Annotated in this window: 18 protein-coding genes; 3 read left to right on the forward strand and 15 right to left on the reverse strand. The window is 35.4% G+C overall.

What is annotated here, in order from left to right; genetic code table 11:
* Nucleotides 1-10: 10 nt before the first annotated feature.
* The 12 genes from MKX29_RS01350 to MKX29_RS01405 all read right to left on the reverse strand — a co-directional run bounded on the left by MKX29_RS01350 (nucleotide 11) and on the right by MKX29_RS01405 (nucleotide 7,688).
* Complete coding sequence (locus MKX29_RS01350; RefSeq protein WP_341065716.1) at nucleotides 11-1,594, reverse strand: DEAD/DEAH box helicase; 1,584 nt, start codon at nucleotides 1,592-1,594, stop codon at nucleotides 11-13.
* Nucleotides 1,595-1,604: 10 nt separating this feature from the next.
* Complete coding sequence (locus MKX29_RS01355; protein WP_341065713.1) at nucleotides 1,605-2,195, reverse strand: hypothetical protein; 591 nt, start codon at nucleotides 2,193-2,195, stop codon at nucleotides 1,605-1,607.
* A gap of 20 nt (nucleotides 2,196-2,215) precedes the next feature.
* A complete protein-coding gene (locus MKX29_RS01360) occupies nucleotides 2,216-3,304 on the reverse strand; it encodes an ATP-binding protein (RefSeq protein WP_341065711.1) in 1,089 nt (362 codons plus the stop codon).
* A complete protein-coding gene (locus MKX29_RS01365) occupies nucleotides 3,304-4,602 on the reverse strand; it encodes an AAA family ATPase (protein ID WP_341103529.1) in 1,299 nt (432 codons plus the stop codon). Before MKX29_RS01365 ends, MKX29_RS01360 begins: the two co-directional genes overlap by 1 nt.
* A gap of 14 nt (nucleotides 4,603-4,616) precedes the next feature.
* Nucleotides 4,617-5,369: a hypothetical protein gene (locus tag MKX29_RS01370; RefSeq protein ID WP_341065707.1), complete on the reverse strand. Its 753-nt coding sequence runs from the start codon at nucleotides 5,367-5,369 to the stop codon at nucleotides 4,617-4,619.
* Nucleotides 5,370-5,376: 7 nt separating this feature from the next.
* The gene (locus tag MKX29_RS01375; RefSeq protein WP_341065706.1) at nucleotides 5,377-5,799 is read right to left on the reverse strand and encodes a replication terminator protein; all 423 of its coding nucleotides are present in this window, start codon (nucleotides 5,797-5,799) and stop codon (nucleotides 5,377-5,379) included.
* Nucleotides 5,800-5,841: 42 nt separating this feature from the next.
* Nucleotides 5,842-6,132, reverse strand: coding sequence for a hypothetical protein (locus MKX29_RS01380; RefSeq protein WP_341065704.1), 291 nt, complete (start codon nucleotides 6,130-6,132; stop codon nucleotides 5,842-5,844).
* 9 nt (nucleotides 6,133-6,141) lie between these two features.
* The gene (locus MKX29_RS01385; protein ID WP_341065702.1) at nucleotides 6,142-6,312 is read right to left on the reverse strand and encodes a YqaI family protein; all 171 of its coding nucleotides are present in this window, start codon (nucleotides 6,310-6,312) and stop codon (nucleotides 6,142-6,144) included.
* On the reverse strand, nucleotides 6,287-6,904 hold the full coding sequence (locus MKX29_RS01390) for a sigma-70 family RNA polymerase sigma factor (protein WP_341103531.1): 618 nt from the start codon (nucleotides 6,902-6,904) through the stop codon (nucleotides 6,287-6,289). The genes MKX29_RS01385 and MKX29_RS01390 overlap by 26 nt, the downstream gene beginning before the upstream one ends.
* A 2-nt stretch (nucleotides 6,905-6,906) precedes the next feature.
* On the reverse strand, nucleotides 6,907-7,047 hold the full coding sequence (locus MKX29_RS01395; protein ID WP_341065700.1) for a hypothetical protein: 141 nt from the start codon (nucleotides 7,045-7,047) through the stop codon (nucleotides 6,907-6,909).
* Nucleotides 7,048-7,218: 171 nt separating this feature from the next.
* Nucleotides 7,219-7,389 (reverse strand): hypothetical protein, encoded by a 171-nt coding sequence (locus MKX29_RS01400; RefSeq protein ID WP_341065698.1) that lies wholly within the window; start codon nucleotides 7,387-7,389, stop codon nucleotides 7,219-7,221.
* A 71-nt stretch (nucleotides 7,390-7,460) separates the two neighbouring features.
* On the reverse strand, nucleotides 7,461-7,688 hold the full coding sequence (locus MKX29_RS01405; RefSeq protein WP_341065697.1) for a helix-turn-helix transcriptional regulator: 228 nt from the start codon (nucleotides 7,686-7,688) through the stop codon (nucleotides 7,461-7,463).
* A gap of 167 nt (nucleotides 7,689-7,855) precedes the next feature.
* Between MKX29_RS01405 and MKX29_RS01410 the strand changes: the two genes are divergently transcribed.
* The 3 genes from MKX29_RS01410 to MKX29_RS01420 are packed head-to-tail and all read left to right on the forward strand — an operon-like array spanning nucleotide 7,856 to nucleotide 10,263.
* Complete coding sequence (locus MKX29_RS01410; protein WP_341065695.1) at nucleotides 7,856-8,236, forward strand: helix-turn-helix domain-containing protein; 381 nt, start codon at nucleotides 7,856-7,858, stop codon at nucleotides 8,234-8,236.
* A 22-nt stretch (nucleotides 8,237-8,258) separates the two neighbouring features.
* Nucleotides 8,259-8,726, forward strand: a complete 468-nt coding sequence (locus MKX29_RS01415) for an ImmA/IrrE family metallo-endopeptidase (protein ID WP_341103532.1) — start codon at nucleotides 8,259-8,261, stop codon at nucleotides 8,724-8,726.
* Entirely contained in the window at nucleotides 8,719-10,263 is a 1,545-nt protein-coding gene (locus tag MKX29_RS01420) for a recombinase family protein (RefSeq protein ID WP_341065690.1), read from the forward strand. Before MKX29_RS01415 ends, MKX29_RS01420 begins: the two co-directional genes overlap by 8 nt.
* A gap of 6 nt (nucleotides 10,264-10,269) precedes the next feature.
* Here MKX29_RS01420 and yhbH read toward each other — a convergent pair whose 3' ends face one another.
* From yhbH to MKX29_RS01435, 3 genes are all read right to left on the reverse strand, one after another.
* On the reverse strand, nucleotides 10,270-11,448 hold the full coding sequence (yhbH, locus tag MKX29_RS01425; protein WP_341103534.1) for a sporulation protein YhbH: 1,179 nt from the start codon (nucleotides 11,446-11,448) through the stop codon (nucleotides 10,270-10,272).
* A gap of 306 nt (nucleotides 11,449-11,754) precedes the next feature.
* Nucleotides 11,755-11,919, reverse strand: coding sequence for a hypothetical protein (locus tag MKX29_RS01430; protein ID WP_341103535.1), 165 nt, complete (start codon nucleotides 11,917-11,919; stop codon nucleotides 11,755-11,757).
* Between the two features lie 63 nt (nucleotides 11,920-11,982).
* Nucleotides 11,983-13,878 (reverse strand): PrkA family serine protein kinase, encoded by a 1,896-nt coding sequence (locus MKX29_RS01435; protein WP_251161254.1) that lies wholly within the window; start codon nucleotides 13,876-13,878, stop codon nucleotides 11,983-11,985.
* Nucleotides 13,879-13,883: the final 5 nt, after the last annotated feature.

A 13,883-nucleotide genomic window follows, 5' to 3' on the forward strand; every position in this document is an offset into this window, starting at 1 on the left:
TTCCTCCTTTTTATGAATCTGGCTTATATTCTTTAGGGTTAACACCTGTTGGGATTTTCCATCCATTTGCAGCAATTCGATCAATCATTTTTTTACCAACTTCAAAAGACCAAGTTCCAACATGCTTGAATCCTTTACTTTCAAGGAAACGGATTTGTTTTGGAGTCGTTAGCCCCTGTTCTCGTCTTCTGTCTAATCGTTCTAAAAGTTTGGTAGCTTTACCAGCATTGTCTATTTCATCAGGAAGAATCCCAAGTTTCTCAAGATGATTTATCTGTTTTTCACTTAGCGGTCCCATTTCCCAACCAAACGAAGGAACATAACTTGATAAATCCTCAGCCTGTATGCTCATTTCAAACTGAAGTGGATCTACTAGCTTTCTTTTGCGCTTTTTCATTTCAGCTAGTTGTTTAGCTAAGGCTTCTTCTCTTTCAGCAATGACATCTTCAGCTGCTTGCTTTTCCACTACTTCTAAATCCATAGCGATTCCTGATTCTTCAATTTGTTTGGTCATCGCTTTGGCAACTTCTTCATTTTCAGCAATTAAATGAGCAGGATGACACAACTCATGCCTTTCTGTATGCCAGAGGAAATCAAGTAATAATAATTCAGTTTTTCCGGGATGCAGTCGGGTACCACGCCCAACCATCTGACTATATAAACTTCTTACCTTTGTAGGTCTTAAAACGACTACACAATCTACACTAGGGCAATCCCAACCTTCAGTTAATAACATGGAATTACACAAAACATTGTATTTGTCCTTATCGAAATCTTCCAACACTTCTGCACGGTCGTTTGACTCTCCGTTTACTTCTGCTGCTTTAAAACCTTTTTTATTAAGTATCTCAGTAAACTTCTGACTGGTTTTTACTAATGGAAGGAATACAACTATTTTTCTATCCTTCGCGTTCTTCCACATTTCCTCAGCTATTGACTCAAGATAGGGGTCCAATGCAGAACCTAAATCACTTGCCTTAAAATCCCCTGCCTGTTGACTAACAGTCGATAAGTCTAATTCTAATGGGATTGTTAAAGCTTTAATTGGACTTAAATAACCAGATTTAATTGCTTTAGGTAGAGTATATTCAAATGATAAACTTTCAAAATATGAACCTAAATTTTTCATATCTCCGCGATCTGGGGTAGCTGTAACACCAAGGACATTTGCTGATTCAAAATAATTAAGTACCTTTTGATAACTGTCTGAAATACAATGGTGGGCTTCGTCAATAATGATGGTGTCAAAGAAATCCTTATCAAATTTCTCTAGCCGTTTTTCTCGCATCATCGTTTGAACGCTTCCAACTACAACACGGTACCAGCTACCTATTGAAGTTTGTTCAGCTTTTTCCGTAGCGCATTTAAGTCCTGTAGACTTTTCTAACTTATCAGCTGCTTGTTCCAACAGTTCACCCCTGTGGGCAAGGACGAGAACTCTCTCGCCCTTTTTTACACGATCTTCAATTACTTTTGAAAATACGATGGTTTTACCACAGCCTGTAGGAAGTACTAACAAAGTCTTTTTTACACCACTTTTCCACTCACCTTGGATTGCATCTCTTGCTTCCTGTTGGTAATCCCTTAATTTCATAAGCTACCTCCTAAAACTGTCCGGGTGTAAAATTACCCTGTTGTTGATTATTCATAGGAAATGGTGTCTGTTGCTGTTGTGTACTCTGTTGTTGATAATTTTGTTGTTGCTGATATCCTTGGTTTTGCTGCTGTTGCTGGTATCCTTGTTGTTGCAGATTATTTTGCTGCGGTTGCCCCGTCACTTCTTCATATGGATAGAACTTTTTCACTTGGTTATTTATTCTTTCCTCACCTTTGACCATATATTTGTTATGTTCAATAAAGCACTGCCCCTTTGCACCAATAACAGCGTTCCAGTTCATACGCAATCTTTCACCTTTTTTCTTTTGACCAATGCCGGCAAAGAAATTTGAAAGTAAACCTTCTGTCTTGGTATGAAGAAATAAATTATGAAATATAGTTACGTCTCCATGCTCTGGCGAGTGTATTGTTAATTCTAACTTTGCTTGATTACATGCAGGCATTTTTTCACTACCTTGGAACCTAGCACGTTCAAATTTCTTAACTGTAAAATCGTAATCACCTTCAGGTAGTAAAATAAAATCACTACCATCCTTTTCTATTTCATCATCCCAACCTAATTCTCTCTCGTTATTCATGTTTGTAACCTCCTAGTAAATTACGAAAATGGAATACTATTTCTAAAATTTTGCACCATGCCATGCACTTGCTCCCACGCACCTACAAGAACACCATTAACAAAGCCCGGGTCATAATTAGCGATAGGGGTACCCATCGGATAATATCCTTTTTGGCTAACTACAATCTGAATTTCTTCTTCAGATACTCCATGCATTGTCATTAAATCTCTTAAACTTTGCGGTATAGCTTGATCTATAGTAGTTCCAGAAGTATCAACAACAGGCGGCATTGCTGCGCTTAATGGATCTGGAATTTGTGACGCCTGTTCCTGTTGCGGTTGCGACTGTTGCTGAGATTGGCTTGTAGGTGCAGTTTGTTGTTGAACTTGCGGCTGTTGCATAGAGTTAAAAATATGAGCAATATTGGCATAATCCAACGACATTTCTTCAGGTAGATCATGTCTGTTTTTTGCATCCCATGCAGGATGATGAGTGGTAAATATTGTTCTAACTCCACCCTGCGCCTTATGTTTTTTGCCTTTATCGTCAGTCGCAACACTATAAGTTTTGTAGTTAATGAATAAAACCATATCAGCCCATTCCTTTACTAATGGAGCTGTTTGCGAGCTTGTCTTTTTACCAAGTTTCAACTGATACCGATCATACGAACCCATTTCATCAGGCTGCTCAAATTTCACAATCTGTGAATGAGCTGTTAAAACAACGTTAATACCCATATCAATTACATCACTCAATTTATTTAGGAATCTACCAAATTCTTCTTTTACATAAACATAACCGTTACCATAACCAAAATCCTCAATCCCCTTTTTGTTATGGGTAGAGCATACGGATTCAATACACAGCATTTCTGCCCAATCGACTGTATCGATGATTAACGTTTCAAATCGCCCTACTTGTTGCTTCACCCAATCTACTTGCTGATTGAGCATTGTCCAACTATTTGGCTTAGGCAACCGGTCAACAGTGAGTTCAGTTGTTGAACCTTCTGTATCTATAAAGATTGGTTTAGGGAATTGGGAAGCCAATGACGACTTACCTATTCCTTCTGGTCCATATAGAACAACCTTTTTCTTTTTCTCAATCTTTCCACTAATGACTTCCATTAAAATTCACCTGCTTTCCAAGTTTTCGGTGTTTCAACTGGAGGTGAAGCGATCCTCTCTTGACCTGCTACATAGCCATCTTCAATGATGATACTGCATTCTTCACCCGTTGAAACTCTTGTAGCAATAGCGTGTAATCCTTCTTGCTCAAGCCATTGACCAAACTCATTCAACGTCACCATATCCATTTGTTCTAACTTATCTAAAAGGATGAATCCACACGAAGGCTTTAACTTACGAACAATTGCAGTAGATACACGCAACTGATCAGCACCACTCATGTTGTCCCATTTCTGACCATTGTAGATAAGCTCACCTTCTGCAACTGATAAGCCTTCTAATGGTAAATTAGATTTTTGCAGTAAATCAGATTTTTGCTTCCTTACCTCATTAATCTCATTAGTTAACTTTTCATACTGCATACGGTAATCACTTGCATCTGATTCAGCTTTATCTTTATCAAGATTCGCTCTTACCTTGCGATTGATTTCATCAATATGTTGAATATTTGCTTCAAGTTCTTCAGTAGATTCATCATGTAAATCTAAAGCAGATTTTTTAGCAATCTCTAGATCATTTGCTGTTTTAGAAAGTTCCATTTCAGCATTTGCCAGTTGCTTCTTCATACGCTCGATTTCAGCTGCTTGTTGAGTGTATCTATATTCGAGGCTTGTTAGCTGTTCACGTTTACGTTGATTTTCACCATTCCTTGCCAGTATTTCCTGTTGTTGGCGAATCATATCTGAAGCAGATATAAGTTCTTTTGGTGCATCAGGAAAGTAAGGTTGTTCTTTGGCATATTTCTTTTTTTGATCTGCAATCTGCCCAATAGTATGACGACGGTTGTAAATTTCCTGTTCGTTCTTTTCTAACTCATGTAATTTGTCACCCACACCAATAATTTGAAGCAATATTTTTGCTTTTTCAGTGCTTGTAGAGTTCATAAATTTAGGTAAATCAATAGCAAGCTCTTCGACAAAACTATTCAATAATTGCTGCCCGCCCTTTTCACCATTCGGATCAATGACCTTTAAATCGCTATTCTTTCCCTTCCTTTCAACAACTAGTCCATTGGATAAAACAATGTGTAGATATGGAGGAACAGCACTTCCTTCCCGTTCTGCTTGGCTAGGGCGGTGTTTATTACCACCCAATGCCCAAGCAATCGAATCTAGTACACTTGTTTTTCCCTGTCCATTATTACCGCCTATAACAGTAAGTCCGTTGGCAGTCGGCTCAATCTTTACTGCCTTGACACGCTTTACATTTTCTATTTCGAGTTTATTAATTTTTATCATCATCATATCCCCAATCACGCAATTATTGTGATTCTTCCACTGTCGATTTCGGTTGCTAATTCCTCTGCTAAAAACTCGCAAATATTATGGATGGCAGCATTTCTCCACGCTCCTCCATCAGCTTCAAAGATTGCACCTCTTGGTCCATCTTTCATGCGGAATATAAAACTACTTGTTGGTTGTTCTACTTCTAAGAACGTTCGATATGGAGCTAACCCAACAGGGTTTGGCACGATTACATCATTTGCAGAAGCAACACCGGTTTTAATAGTGACTGCTTGTGCAATACCAGTGTCACCAGTAGTACGAACATTTTCTTCTTTTACATTACCTATTACTTTCAGTAAAATATCTCTGTCATCTGTTTGTGTAAATTTAGACTGAAATGCAATAATGAGTTCTTCAGCGTCATGGAATGAACCATAAGAAAATTTTGGAACAATTGCACTTACATGTACTAATGTCTCTCTCTCACCTTCGCTATCCAGTACTCCTTTTAGAAAGACATTTTTCTCATCAAAAACTTGTAAATAAAATTTAGAAGTGCTTCTTTCAAGATTCGCTTTGATATAACCAATTAAACCCGTCAGTGTATTAATCTCCAATGCTTCATCTGTACGGGAAATTACTGGCTTAACTTCCCTAGATATACCCTCACTATCAATAACAAACTTACGATCATTACCGTTGGAATCAACAATGTTTACCACACGAGAACTTGGTTTAATGGACAAATTCACTAAAAATTGAAGTGCTTCTTTAATCATGATTTACTTACCCCCTGTTATTTTGTAGGTTAATGATTTTTCTATTTTCTTCGCGCTCAATAACATCAACGGGAACGCCCACATCTGTTTTCTGAGTTAAATCATCATCAAAGTACATTTGACCAGGTGTACCTGATTTAAGCTCTCTGGCTTCTATTTTTCCATTCGAGATGTCTACACCAGTAAGAACAGTAGTCGAAACATCTTTAACATTTGCAAGCTTCAAAGAAATATTTGAACTTACTTTCACTGTTTGACGGTTTTCATCAGGAACAAACTCTATTTTTATCGTGATAGTGCGCTTGTCCTCTGCTTTCGTATTCAGGTCATGAATATTTTTAAATACTTTTTCTAATTCATGATCTAACTTTTCTTGAATAGCACCGTTAGCTAATTCAGATAATGGAAAATCAATGTTTTTGTTTGGCATTCCCTTAACCCCCAAAACATGTTATAGTAAAATGTGAATCTATTATTTTTTCTTCTCACTGTTGGTAGCAGTGAGTTTTTTTATGACTTCTACTTTTATACCTTTTCTCTTCAGGTCCTCAGATAAAATTTTCATTTTGTTATAGTGCTTTCTTTTGTCTATTAATTTATCCAAGTCCCTTTTACAGCGATGATATTCAGTTACCCAGCGTTCAGCATCAACGATGTTATCTCTAGATAGTTCTAAGCGTGCTCTGCTTAAACAACTCAAGCAGCATTCATTTAGAGCTGAAGCTTGTTCAAAATCCTTGGGCATAACTAATTCTCGATTCATAAAAACCTCCTATTCCATTGCACGGAAGCACTCCATATTGTGTTCTTCAATTAAGTAAGTTTTAAGATTCAAATCACTGACGATTGTCTTTCCAAAGAGCCAATATACATCACCTTCTTGAATTTCCAACCCATAAGCATCTTCAAGTGGATAATCAGTAACTTTTTTCACAGTAGGCATTTTTATGTCTCCTTTCTTTTAATTTTGCTATGGAAGCACGCTTCTTCTTATTGACCCAAGTCGTACTTCTCCCAATCTTTTCGCCAATTTCACGTTCCGAATATCCTTCTGCTATGTGGATAAAAATGAACTTTTCTAAATCGCTTAGATATATTAGTAAATCTTTTATGGCAAGTCTGTTCATCACTTCATATTCAACGTCAGTAGCATAATCATTAGCGAAGTAATCGTTTATTACTTTTGATTCCTTTTTCACGTAGAGATCAATAGAATGAAACTGTAGCTTATTTCTATCTTCTACTGAAACTCTTAGATTAGTTTTAATAGGAAGTCCTCTAATACGAAGTTCATTGAAGATCATCCAACGAATGGATTTATAGGCATAACCTTTAAATTTTTCCTTCATCGTTTCATCTTCTTTTAGGCACAACTTCCATAAGGTCTCTTGTCCGACTTGAATAAGATCATCTAATTCCATATTGTTAATACCAGCAATTCTATGAGCCTTTCCAAAATCCTTAAAATTCACTCTAATAGCTGTAAAGATAAGCTCTTGATTTTCCTCGAACAACTGAACAGCTACTGCACTCATTTTTATTCCTCCTCAATACAATTTTCTAGCATGTAACCAACTGTGACGATTTCACGAATATTAGTGGAATACTCGATTCCATCTTGGGTAGTATGAAAATCCCCATCTACAACCGAACCTATTAATGCTTTGTGAATGCTCAATGCTTTCAGCTCCTTTTAGCTTTAATCCAGATGGCAATGTAACGATCAGCTGGCGACATTGATAACCAGTGCTTAGGCTGAATTTTCACTATGCTCACCTCCTTTAAGTTAGAACTCATTTCGTTCATCAAATTTCGCATAATGGGTAAAAAGAGAAAGCCTATCTGGCTTTTATGGAGCTACACTTTGCAATGTATCCATTATTTGATTTACTAGTGAACCCTTTCTTTCTAGTTCATTCTGAAACCAATTTTTTCTCTCTTTATCACTCATTTCAACAAGTGGCGAATGGATAATCACTGTGCAATTATTAACCTTATGCTCTTTCTTAGGTGTATCCATTAATTCAACCTCCTTGTTAAATGTATATGCTTTCTAGTGCAGGTAAAGTATAACTATCTCATTGCGAGATATTAGTCTATAAAAAAAAGATACTCTATTGGCAAGCCTAATTCGGTTGAAATTATCTTTATTTCATAATCAGTAAAAGGAACTTCCCCTAACTCCTTTGCTCTATACTGATTTCGATTTACGCCGATTAATAAGGCCATAGAAGTAACAGAATAATCTTTTGCGAGACGTTCCTTTTTAAGAATTTTTTTAGGTTTAAGATGAATTTTTTTAAGTTCCGTTTTTGTCATGTTCTATCACCTCCGTTGGTTTGTATGACATGATAATATCACGCTGTGAGATATTAAACAAGCAATTAACCACAAAAATATCTCACTGTGCAATAAAAAGATTGCAGTATGAGATATTTTATTATACAATAAGCCCATGATACCAATGTTTAGGAGGATATAAAAAAATGAACCATAACATTCTTGGTCCAGCAATTAAATACATTAGAAAATATAGGCGCTTAACCCAAACTGAATTGAGTAAAAAAACAGGATTAAAACAAAATTCTATTTCTGGTCATGAAAATCAAATTAGATCATTAGATGAAATTGACATAAATAATTATGCTAACGCATTAAATGTAACCCCTCAAACATTGTTTACTGTAGCTCAAAAAATTGAGTCTGGAGATATTATTAAGGATGAGGATATAGAGAGTAATAAAAATGAAAACGATTTAAAAGCACGTACTATAGCAGCTCACTTAGAAAAACAAGGAGAAATTTCTGACAAAAAAATGGATGAAATATTAAAATACATTGACGATGTATTTAAAAAAGAATTTTAATTTGTTTATAGGAGGTTAATAAATGTCACCTTACGAAATTCTTCTTAGTGAGTATGAACAAAGTATTCATATAAAGGAAACAAACCTTGATTACGATTTAAAAGGACTATATCACGATGGGAAGATTTTAATTGATAAAAGTATTACTGAAGTAAACAAATACTGTATTCTAGCTGAAAAAATTGGTCATCATTTTAAAACAGTTGGGGTTATTGTAAAGCAAAATACATTAAATGATATCAAGCAAGAGAACAGAGGAAGAGAATGGGGATACAATAAAATTTTCTCTTTAGAACAACTTATAGAAGCAAAAGAAGCAGGGTGTTTAACCAAATATGAAGTAATTGACTTTCTTAATATCACTGAAGAATTCTATGAAGAAACCATTCAATTTTATTTTAATAAATATGGTAAATATGTTCATACTGATAATCATACTATTTATTTTGAACCATTAAATATTGTAAGAAATCGTGATATAAATGGGTAGACCGTTTGGGCTTGATGTTGATATTTATTTAAGAAAGAGCCGAAAAGATATTGAAGAAGAAAGAAATAATCCAGGTTCAAATGATACGTTATCAAAGCATAGAAACCAATTACTTGCTCTATGTAAAAATGAACAACATAAAATACAAGAAATTCACGAGGAAATTGTCACAGGTGAAAATATATCTGAAAGACCTAAAATACAAAATTTATTAAGGCGTATTGAAAATGGAATGATAGAAGCTGTGGTTGTTATTGATATGGATCGTTTAGGTCGTGGTGATATGCTGGATCAAGGATTGTTAGATAGGGCCTTTAGATACTCGGGTACAAAATTAATTACTTTAAATGACTACTATGATCCAGATGATGAATCATGGGAACTCGTTTTTAGTATCAAGTCACTAGTTGCTAGACAAGAATTAAAAGCCATTACACGCAGACTACAAAATGGAAGAGTTAACTCAACAAAAGAAGGTAAATCCATTACCAAAAAACCACCTTACGGATATTTGAGAGATGATAAATTAAGATTATACCCAGATCCAGAAACTGAATGGGTAGTGAAAAAAATCTTCCATATGATGTGCAATGGACATGGTAGAAACTTTATCGCTGAGGAACTAGATAAAATTGGTGTATCTCCACCCAATAAAGATCGTAATTTTTGGTCTCCATCTACTATAACCGCAATAGTTAAAAATGAGGTATATCTTGGCCATATAATTTGGGGGAAAGTAAAGTACAAGAAAAAAAACGGCAAGTATCAAAAAAAGAAATTACCCAGAGAAGAATGGAATATAACCTACAATGCTCACGAGCCATTAATAACACAAGAGGTTTTTGAAAAAGCCAATATAGCCCACACTGGAAGGTACAGGCCATCAACAGTATCTTCAAGGAAATTATCCAATCCTTTAGCAGGAATTTTAAAGTGCGGTGTTTGTGGTAAAACTATGTGGAATCAACCGCGTAAAAACAGACCAAGTTCTTCCTTGCGGTGCGCATCTCCATCATGTAAAGGTGTGCAAAAAGGGGCAAGCTTTAACTTAGTTGAAAAAAACTTGCTAGAAATTCTAAAACAATATTTAAAGGACTTCAATGTGCTCGAAGATAAAAAAGAGGACATTTTATCATTAGAGTTAATTAAAGAATATGAAAAAGCCTTGACTAGTAAATCAAAAGAACATGATAATCTTATACAACAAAAAAACAATCAACATGATCTTCTTGAAAAAGGAATTTACTCGATTGATACTTTTATAGAAAGACAAAATCATTTAAGTAAAAAAATTAAAACAATAGAAACAGAAAAACAGGTAATTTGTTCTGAAATACAAGTATTGAAACAACAACACGATAAAAAAGAAAAAGTTATTCCTAAATTAATCAATCTGATTGATACGTATTATGAATTAGATAACGCAGAAAAAAAGAACCAACTCTTAAAGTCAGTTCTTGAAAAGGTGACATATATTAGAACACTTGAAATGACAAAGAAAGACGAGTTTATTTTAAATGTATATTTAAAAATATGACCACCATCAGACTGCTGCATGGTTGGTCTCACGTTCTTTTTTAAAGAAATATTGTAGAGATTTAAAGACATCAATTTTTTCTTTTAGTATATAGTGTTTGAATAGTGGATTTCTTATACTAGAAAATCCACGATTAAGTGTAGAGGGTGAACGGTTATATTGATTCACTTCCCCGTAGCCAAACATACTTGATACTTTCATTAACTCCTCAACAAGTTTTACACATCTTGCATTATCTGAAGTTAAATTATCCCCATCTGAGAAATGGAATGGATATATATTATATCTGACTGGGTTATACTTTTGATCAATTAACTCCAATGCTTTACGATAAGCAGACGAACAAATTGTGCCGCCACTTTCACCTTTAGAAAAGAAATCTTCTTCTGATACTACCTTTGCTTCAGTATGATGCGCAATAAATTCAATTTCTACCGTTTCGTATTTCGTTCGTAAAAACCGAGTCATCCAAAAGAAGAAACTTCTCGCCATATATTTCTCCCAGATACCCATCGATCCACTTGTATCCATCATCGCTAGCACAACTGCTTTCGATTCAGGCTTCACGACTTCATTCCAAGTCTTGAACTTTAAGTCTTCTTGATAAATGGGGTGAAAAGCTGATTTCCCGTGCATCGCATTTCGCTTAAATGCTGACATCATTGTTCTCTTTTTATCTATATTCCCCATAAGACCAGTTTTGCGAATATCATTAAACTCAATATTCTCAACGACAATTTGATCTTGTTCCTTTTTCTTTAAGTTCGGTAGCTCCAATTGTTTAAATAACGCTTCCTCAATTTCCATTAAAGAGACTTCCGCTTCAAAGTAATCTTCACCCGCTTGATCGCCTGCACCTTGGCCTTTACCTTGCCCTTTCTGACCTGACCCATCTCTCGCTACTACATCACCAACTTGACTATCGCCATCGCCTTGACCGACATGCTTATTCTTATCATAATTGTAGCGAATTTTATATTCATCTAAGGAACGAATCGGTATTTTAACGACATCACGGCCATTAGACATGACAATGTTTTCTTCTGTAATCAGGTCAGGTAAATTGTTTCTGATGGCATCCTGTACTTTTTCTTGATGGCGTTGTTGATCATCATGCCCTTTACGATGGAGGGACCAATCTTCCTGTGACACGACAAACTGATGGTTTTGATTTTTTTCGGTCATTCTCATTTGCCCTCCTTTTTTGTTTATAAAAACTTTAAGGATTTTACGGAATTCATTCACATATCTCACCAAAAAACATACAATATGACGAGTGTCCATTGCTAACCTGAAAATGTTTACTTATAGCTAGGATCAAAAAATGTTGATTACTCTATCCTATGCTTTAAAACAGAATTATTTACATATTATTTAGACAATTATTAAAGTTGGGCGATTACTATCTATCATCCATCGTTTAACTCATACAAAATTGAATATAATGAAAAAAGCAATGGGGTCCATTGCTTTTTTCATTGTTTGTACCTTTTATAATTTTCGCTTACCAACTTCCTGTTTAGGATCAGGTGTTTTTTGCATTTCATTCAATTCTTCTTTCGATTTCATTTGTTCCATTTCTTTTCCAAGAGTTTCTATTTCTTCTTCATTGCTTGCCATTGAGCTATTTTCCGGTACTTTTTCTTCTTTTGACATATTCGTCACCTCTATTGTTTAAATACCCTATTTCTGTCTTTTTTAAACAATAGACTGGGCGGTTTACCTATTTAATAGACTACCCACATAACGAAGTAAATCATTCGCAGATGTGGAATTATAGCCATGTTCATCAATAAGACGTGCGACTACTTCATTAATCTTCTTCAATTGTTGTTCATCCGGTGTTTTTGAAGAAGTTGTAATTTTGACTACATCCTTTAAGTCAGCAAATAATTTCTTTTGAATAGCTTCACGTAGGCGATCATGCGAATTATAATCAAAACGTTTACCTTTTCTAGCATAAGCACTAATACGAATGAGAATTTCTTCACGAAACGCTTTTTTAGCATTTTCTGAGATCCCGATTTGCTCTTCAATCGAGCGCATTAGTTTTTCATCTGGATTAATTTCTTCTCCAGTAAGTGGGTCTCTTAGTTTAGCCTTATTGCAATAAGCCTCAACATTATCAAGGTAATTCTCCATTAATGTTTTCGCTGATTCTTCATAAGAGTAAACAAATGCCTTTTGCACTTCTTTCTTCGCTATTTCATCATATTCTTTTCGAGCAAGTGAAATAAAGTTCAAATAACGTTCTTTCAGTTCAGCAGTAATTGATGGATGTTGATCTAATCCCTCTTTTAATGACCTTAATACATCTAAGGCATTAATCGACGCCATCTCTTTACGAATGATGGTAGAGGAAATACGATTGATTACATAACGTGGGTCGATGCCACTCATTCCCTCATCTGCATGTTCTTTTTTCATTTCTTCAACGTCTGCACGATTAAACCCTTCTACACTTTCACCATCGTATAAACGCATCTTCTTAACTAAGTCAATATCGCCTTTTTTTGGATCCTTCATTCTCGTTAATATGGTAAACATAGCAGCAACTTTTAATGTATGGGGAGCAATATGAACATCTGACACATCACTTTCAAAAATCATTTTCTCATAAATTTTCTCTTCCTCAGTTACCTTCAAATTATATGGAATTGGCATCACAATAATCCGTGAATGCAATGCCTCATTTTTCTTATTACTAATAAACGAACGATATTCCGTTTCATTTGTATGAGCAACAATTAATTCATCCGCTGATATTAAGGCAAACCGACCTGCTTTGAAGTTTCCTTCTTGCGTTAATGATAAGAGATGCCATAGGAATTTTTCGTCGCATTTGAGCATTTCTTGAAATTCCATCATACCGCGATTGGCCTTATTCAGTTCCCCATCAAATCGATAAGCTCTCGGATCAGATTCGGAACCATATTCGGCAATTGTGGAAAAGTCTATACTTCCTGTTAAATCAGCAATGTCTTGCGATTTAGGGTCAGAGGGGCTAAATGTACCAATCCCTACCCGCTTATCTTCAGAAAACATCACTCTTTCGACTATTACCTCTTCAATTTTTCCATTATATTCTTGTTCAAGCCTCATCATATTGAGTGGTGATAAATTTCCTTCAATTCTAATTCCATATTCATCTAAAAAGTCTTTGCGCAAATGATGTGGGATAAGATGAAGTGGGTCCTCGTGCATTGGACAGCCTTTAATGGCATATACCGCTCCTCTATCTGTTAATGAATAGGCTTCTAACCCTCTCTTTAACATCGTCACAAGGGTTGACTTCCCGCCGCTTACCGGCCCCATTAATAATAATATCCGCTTTCTCACATCTAATCTTTTCGCCGACGGATGAAAATATTCTTCGACAAGTCGTTCTAATGACTCTTCTAGGCCAAATAATTGATTGCTAAAGAATTCATATGTTTTCTGCCCTTTCACATCATTAACACCAGCGTCTTTAATCATATTATAAACCCGTGAATGTGCGGACTGGGCAACCCATGGCTTTTCTTTTATGATTTCTAAGTACTCTCCAAAAGTCCCTTCCCATTTCAACTTTTCCTCTTCTCGTCTATACAACTCCACTTTTTTTAGAATATCCATATGGA

Origin of the sequence: Cytobacillus sp. FSL R7-0696 (genome assembly GCF_038006865.1) — a bacterium.
GTDB classification, from domain to species: domain Bacteria; phylum Bacillota; class Bacilli; order Bacillales; family Cytobacillaceae; genus Cytobacillus; species Cytobacillus kochii.

Coding starts and splice junctions, on each gene's coding strand:
- MKX29_RS01350 (WP_341065716.1), bottom strand. CDS start 1,594: ATGAAATTAAGGGATTACCAACAGGAAGCAAGAGATGCAATCCAAGGT.
- MKX29_RS01355 (WP_341065713.1), bottom strand. CDS start 2,195: ATGAATAACGAGAGAGAATTAGGTTGGGATGATGAAATAGAAAAGGAT.
- MKX29_RS01360 (WP_341065711.1), bottom strand. CDS start 3,304: ATGGAAGTCATTAGTGGAAAGATTGAGAAAAAGAAAAAGGTTGTTCTA.
- MKX29_RS01365 (WP_341103529.1), bottom strand. CDS start 4,602: ATGATAAAAATTAATAAACTCGAAATAGAAAATGTAAAGCGTGTCAAG.
- MKX29_RS01370 (WP_341065707.1), bottom strand. CDS start 5,369: ATGATTAAAGAAGCACTTCAATTTTTAGTGAATTTGTCCATTAAACCA.
- MKX29_RS01375 (WP_341065706.1), bottom strand. CDS start 5,799: ATGCCAAACAAAAACATTGATTTTCCATTATCTGAATTAGCTAACGGT.
- MKX29_RS01380 (WP_341065704.1), bottom strand. CDS start 6,132: ATGAATCGAGAATTAGTTATGCCCAAGGATTTTGAACAAGCTTCAGCT.
- MKX29_RS01385 (WP_341065702.1), bottom strand. CDS start 6,312: ATGCCTACTGTGAAAAAAGTTACTGATTATCCACTTGAAGATGCTTAT.
- MKX29_RS01390 (WP_341103531.1), bottom strand. CDS start 6,904: ATGAGTGCAGTAGCTGTTCAGTTGTTCGAGGAAAATCAAGAGCTTATC.
- MKX29_RS01400 (WP_341065698.1), bottom strand. CDS start 7,389: ATGGATACACCTAAGAAAGAGCATAAGGTTAATAATTGCACAGTGATT.
- MKX29_RS01405 (WP_341065697.1), bottom strand. CDS start 7,688: ATGACAAAAACGGAACTTAAAAAAATTCATCTTAAACCTAAAAAAATT.
- MKX29_RS01410 (WP_341065695.1), top strand. CDS start 7,856: ATGAACCATAACATTCTTGGTCCAGCAATTAAATACATTAGAAAATAT.
- MKX29_RS01415 (WP_341103532.1), top strand. CDS start 8,259: ATGTCACCTTACGAAATTCTTCTTAGTGAGTATGAACAAAGTATTCAT.
- MKX29_RS01420 (WP_341065690.1), top strand. CDS start 8,719: ATGGGTAGACCGTTTGGGCTTGATGTTGATATTTATTTAAGAAAGAGC.
- yhbH (WP_341103534.1), bottom strand. CDS start 11,448: ATGACCGAAAAAAATCAAAACCATCAGTTTGTCGTGTCACAGGAAGAT.
- MKX29_RS01430 (WP_341103535.1), bottom strand. CDS start 11,919: ATGTCAAAAGAAGAAAAAGTACCGGAAAATAGCTCAATGGCAAGCAAT.
- MKX29_RS01435 (WP_251161254.1), bottom strand. CDS start 13,878: ATGGATATTCTAAAAAAAGTGGAGTTGTATAGACGAGAAGAGGAAAAG.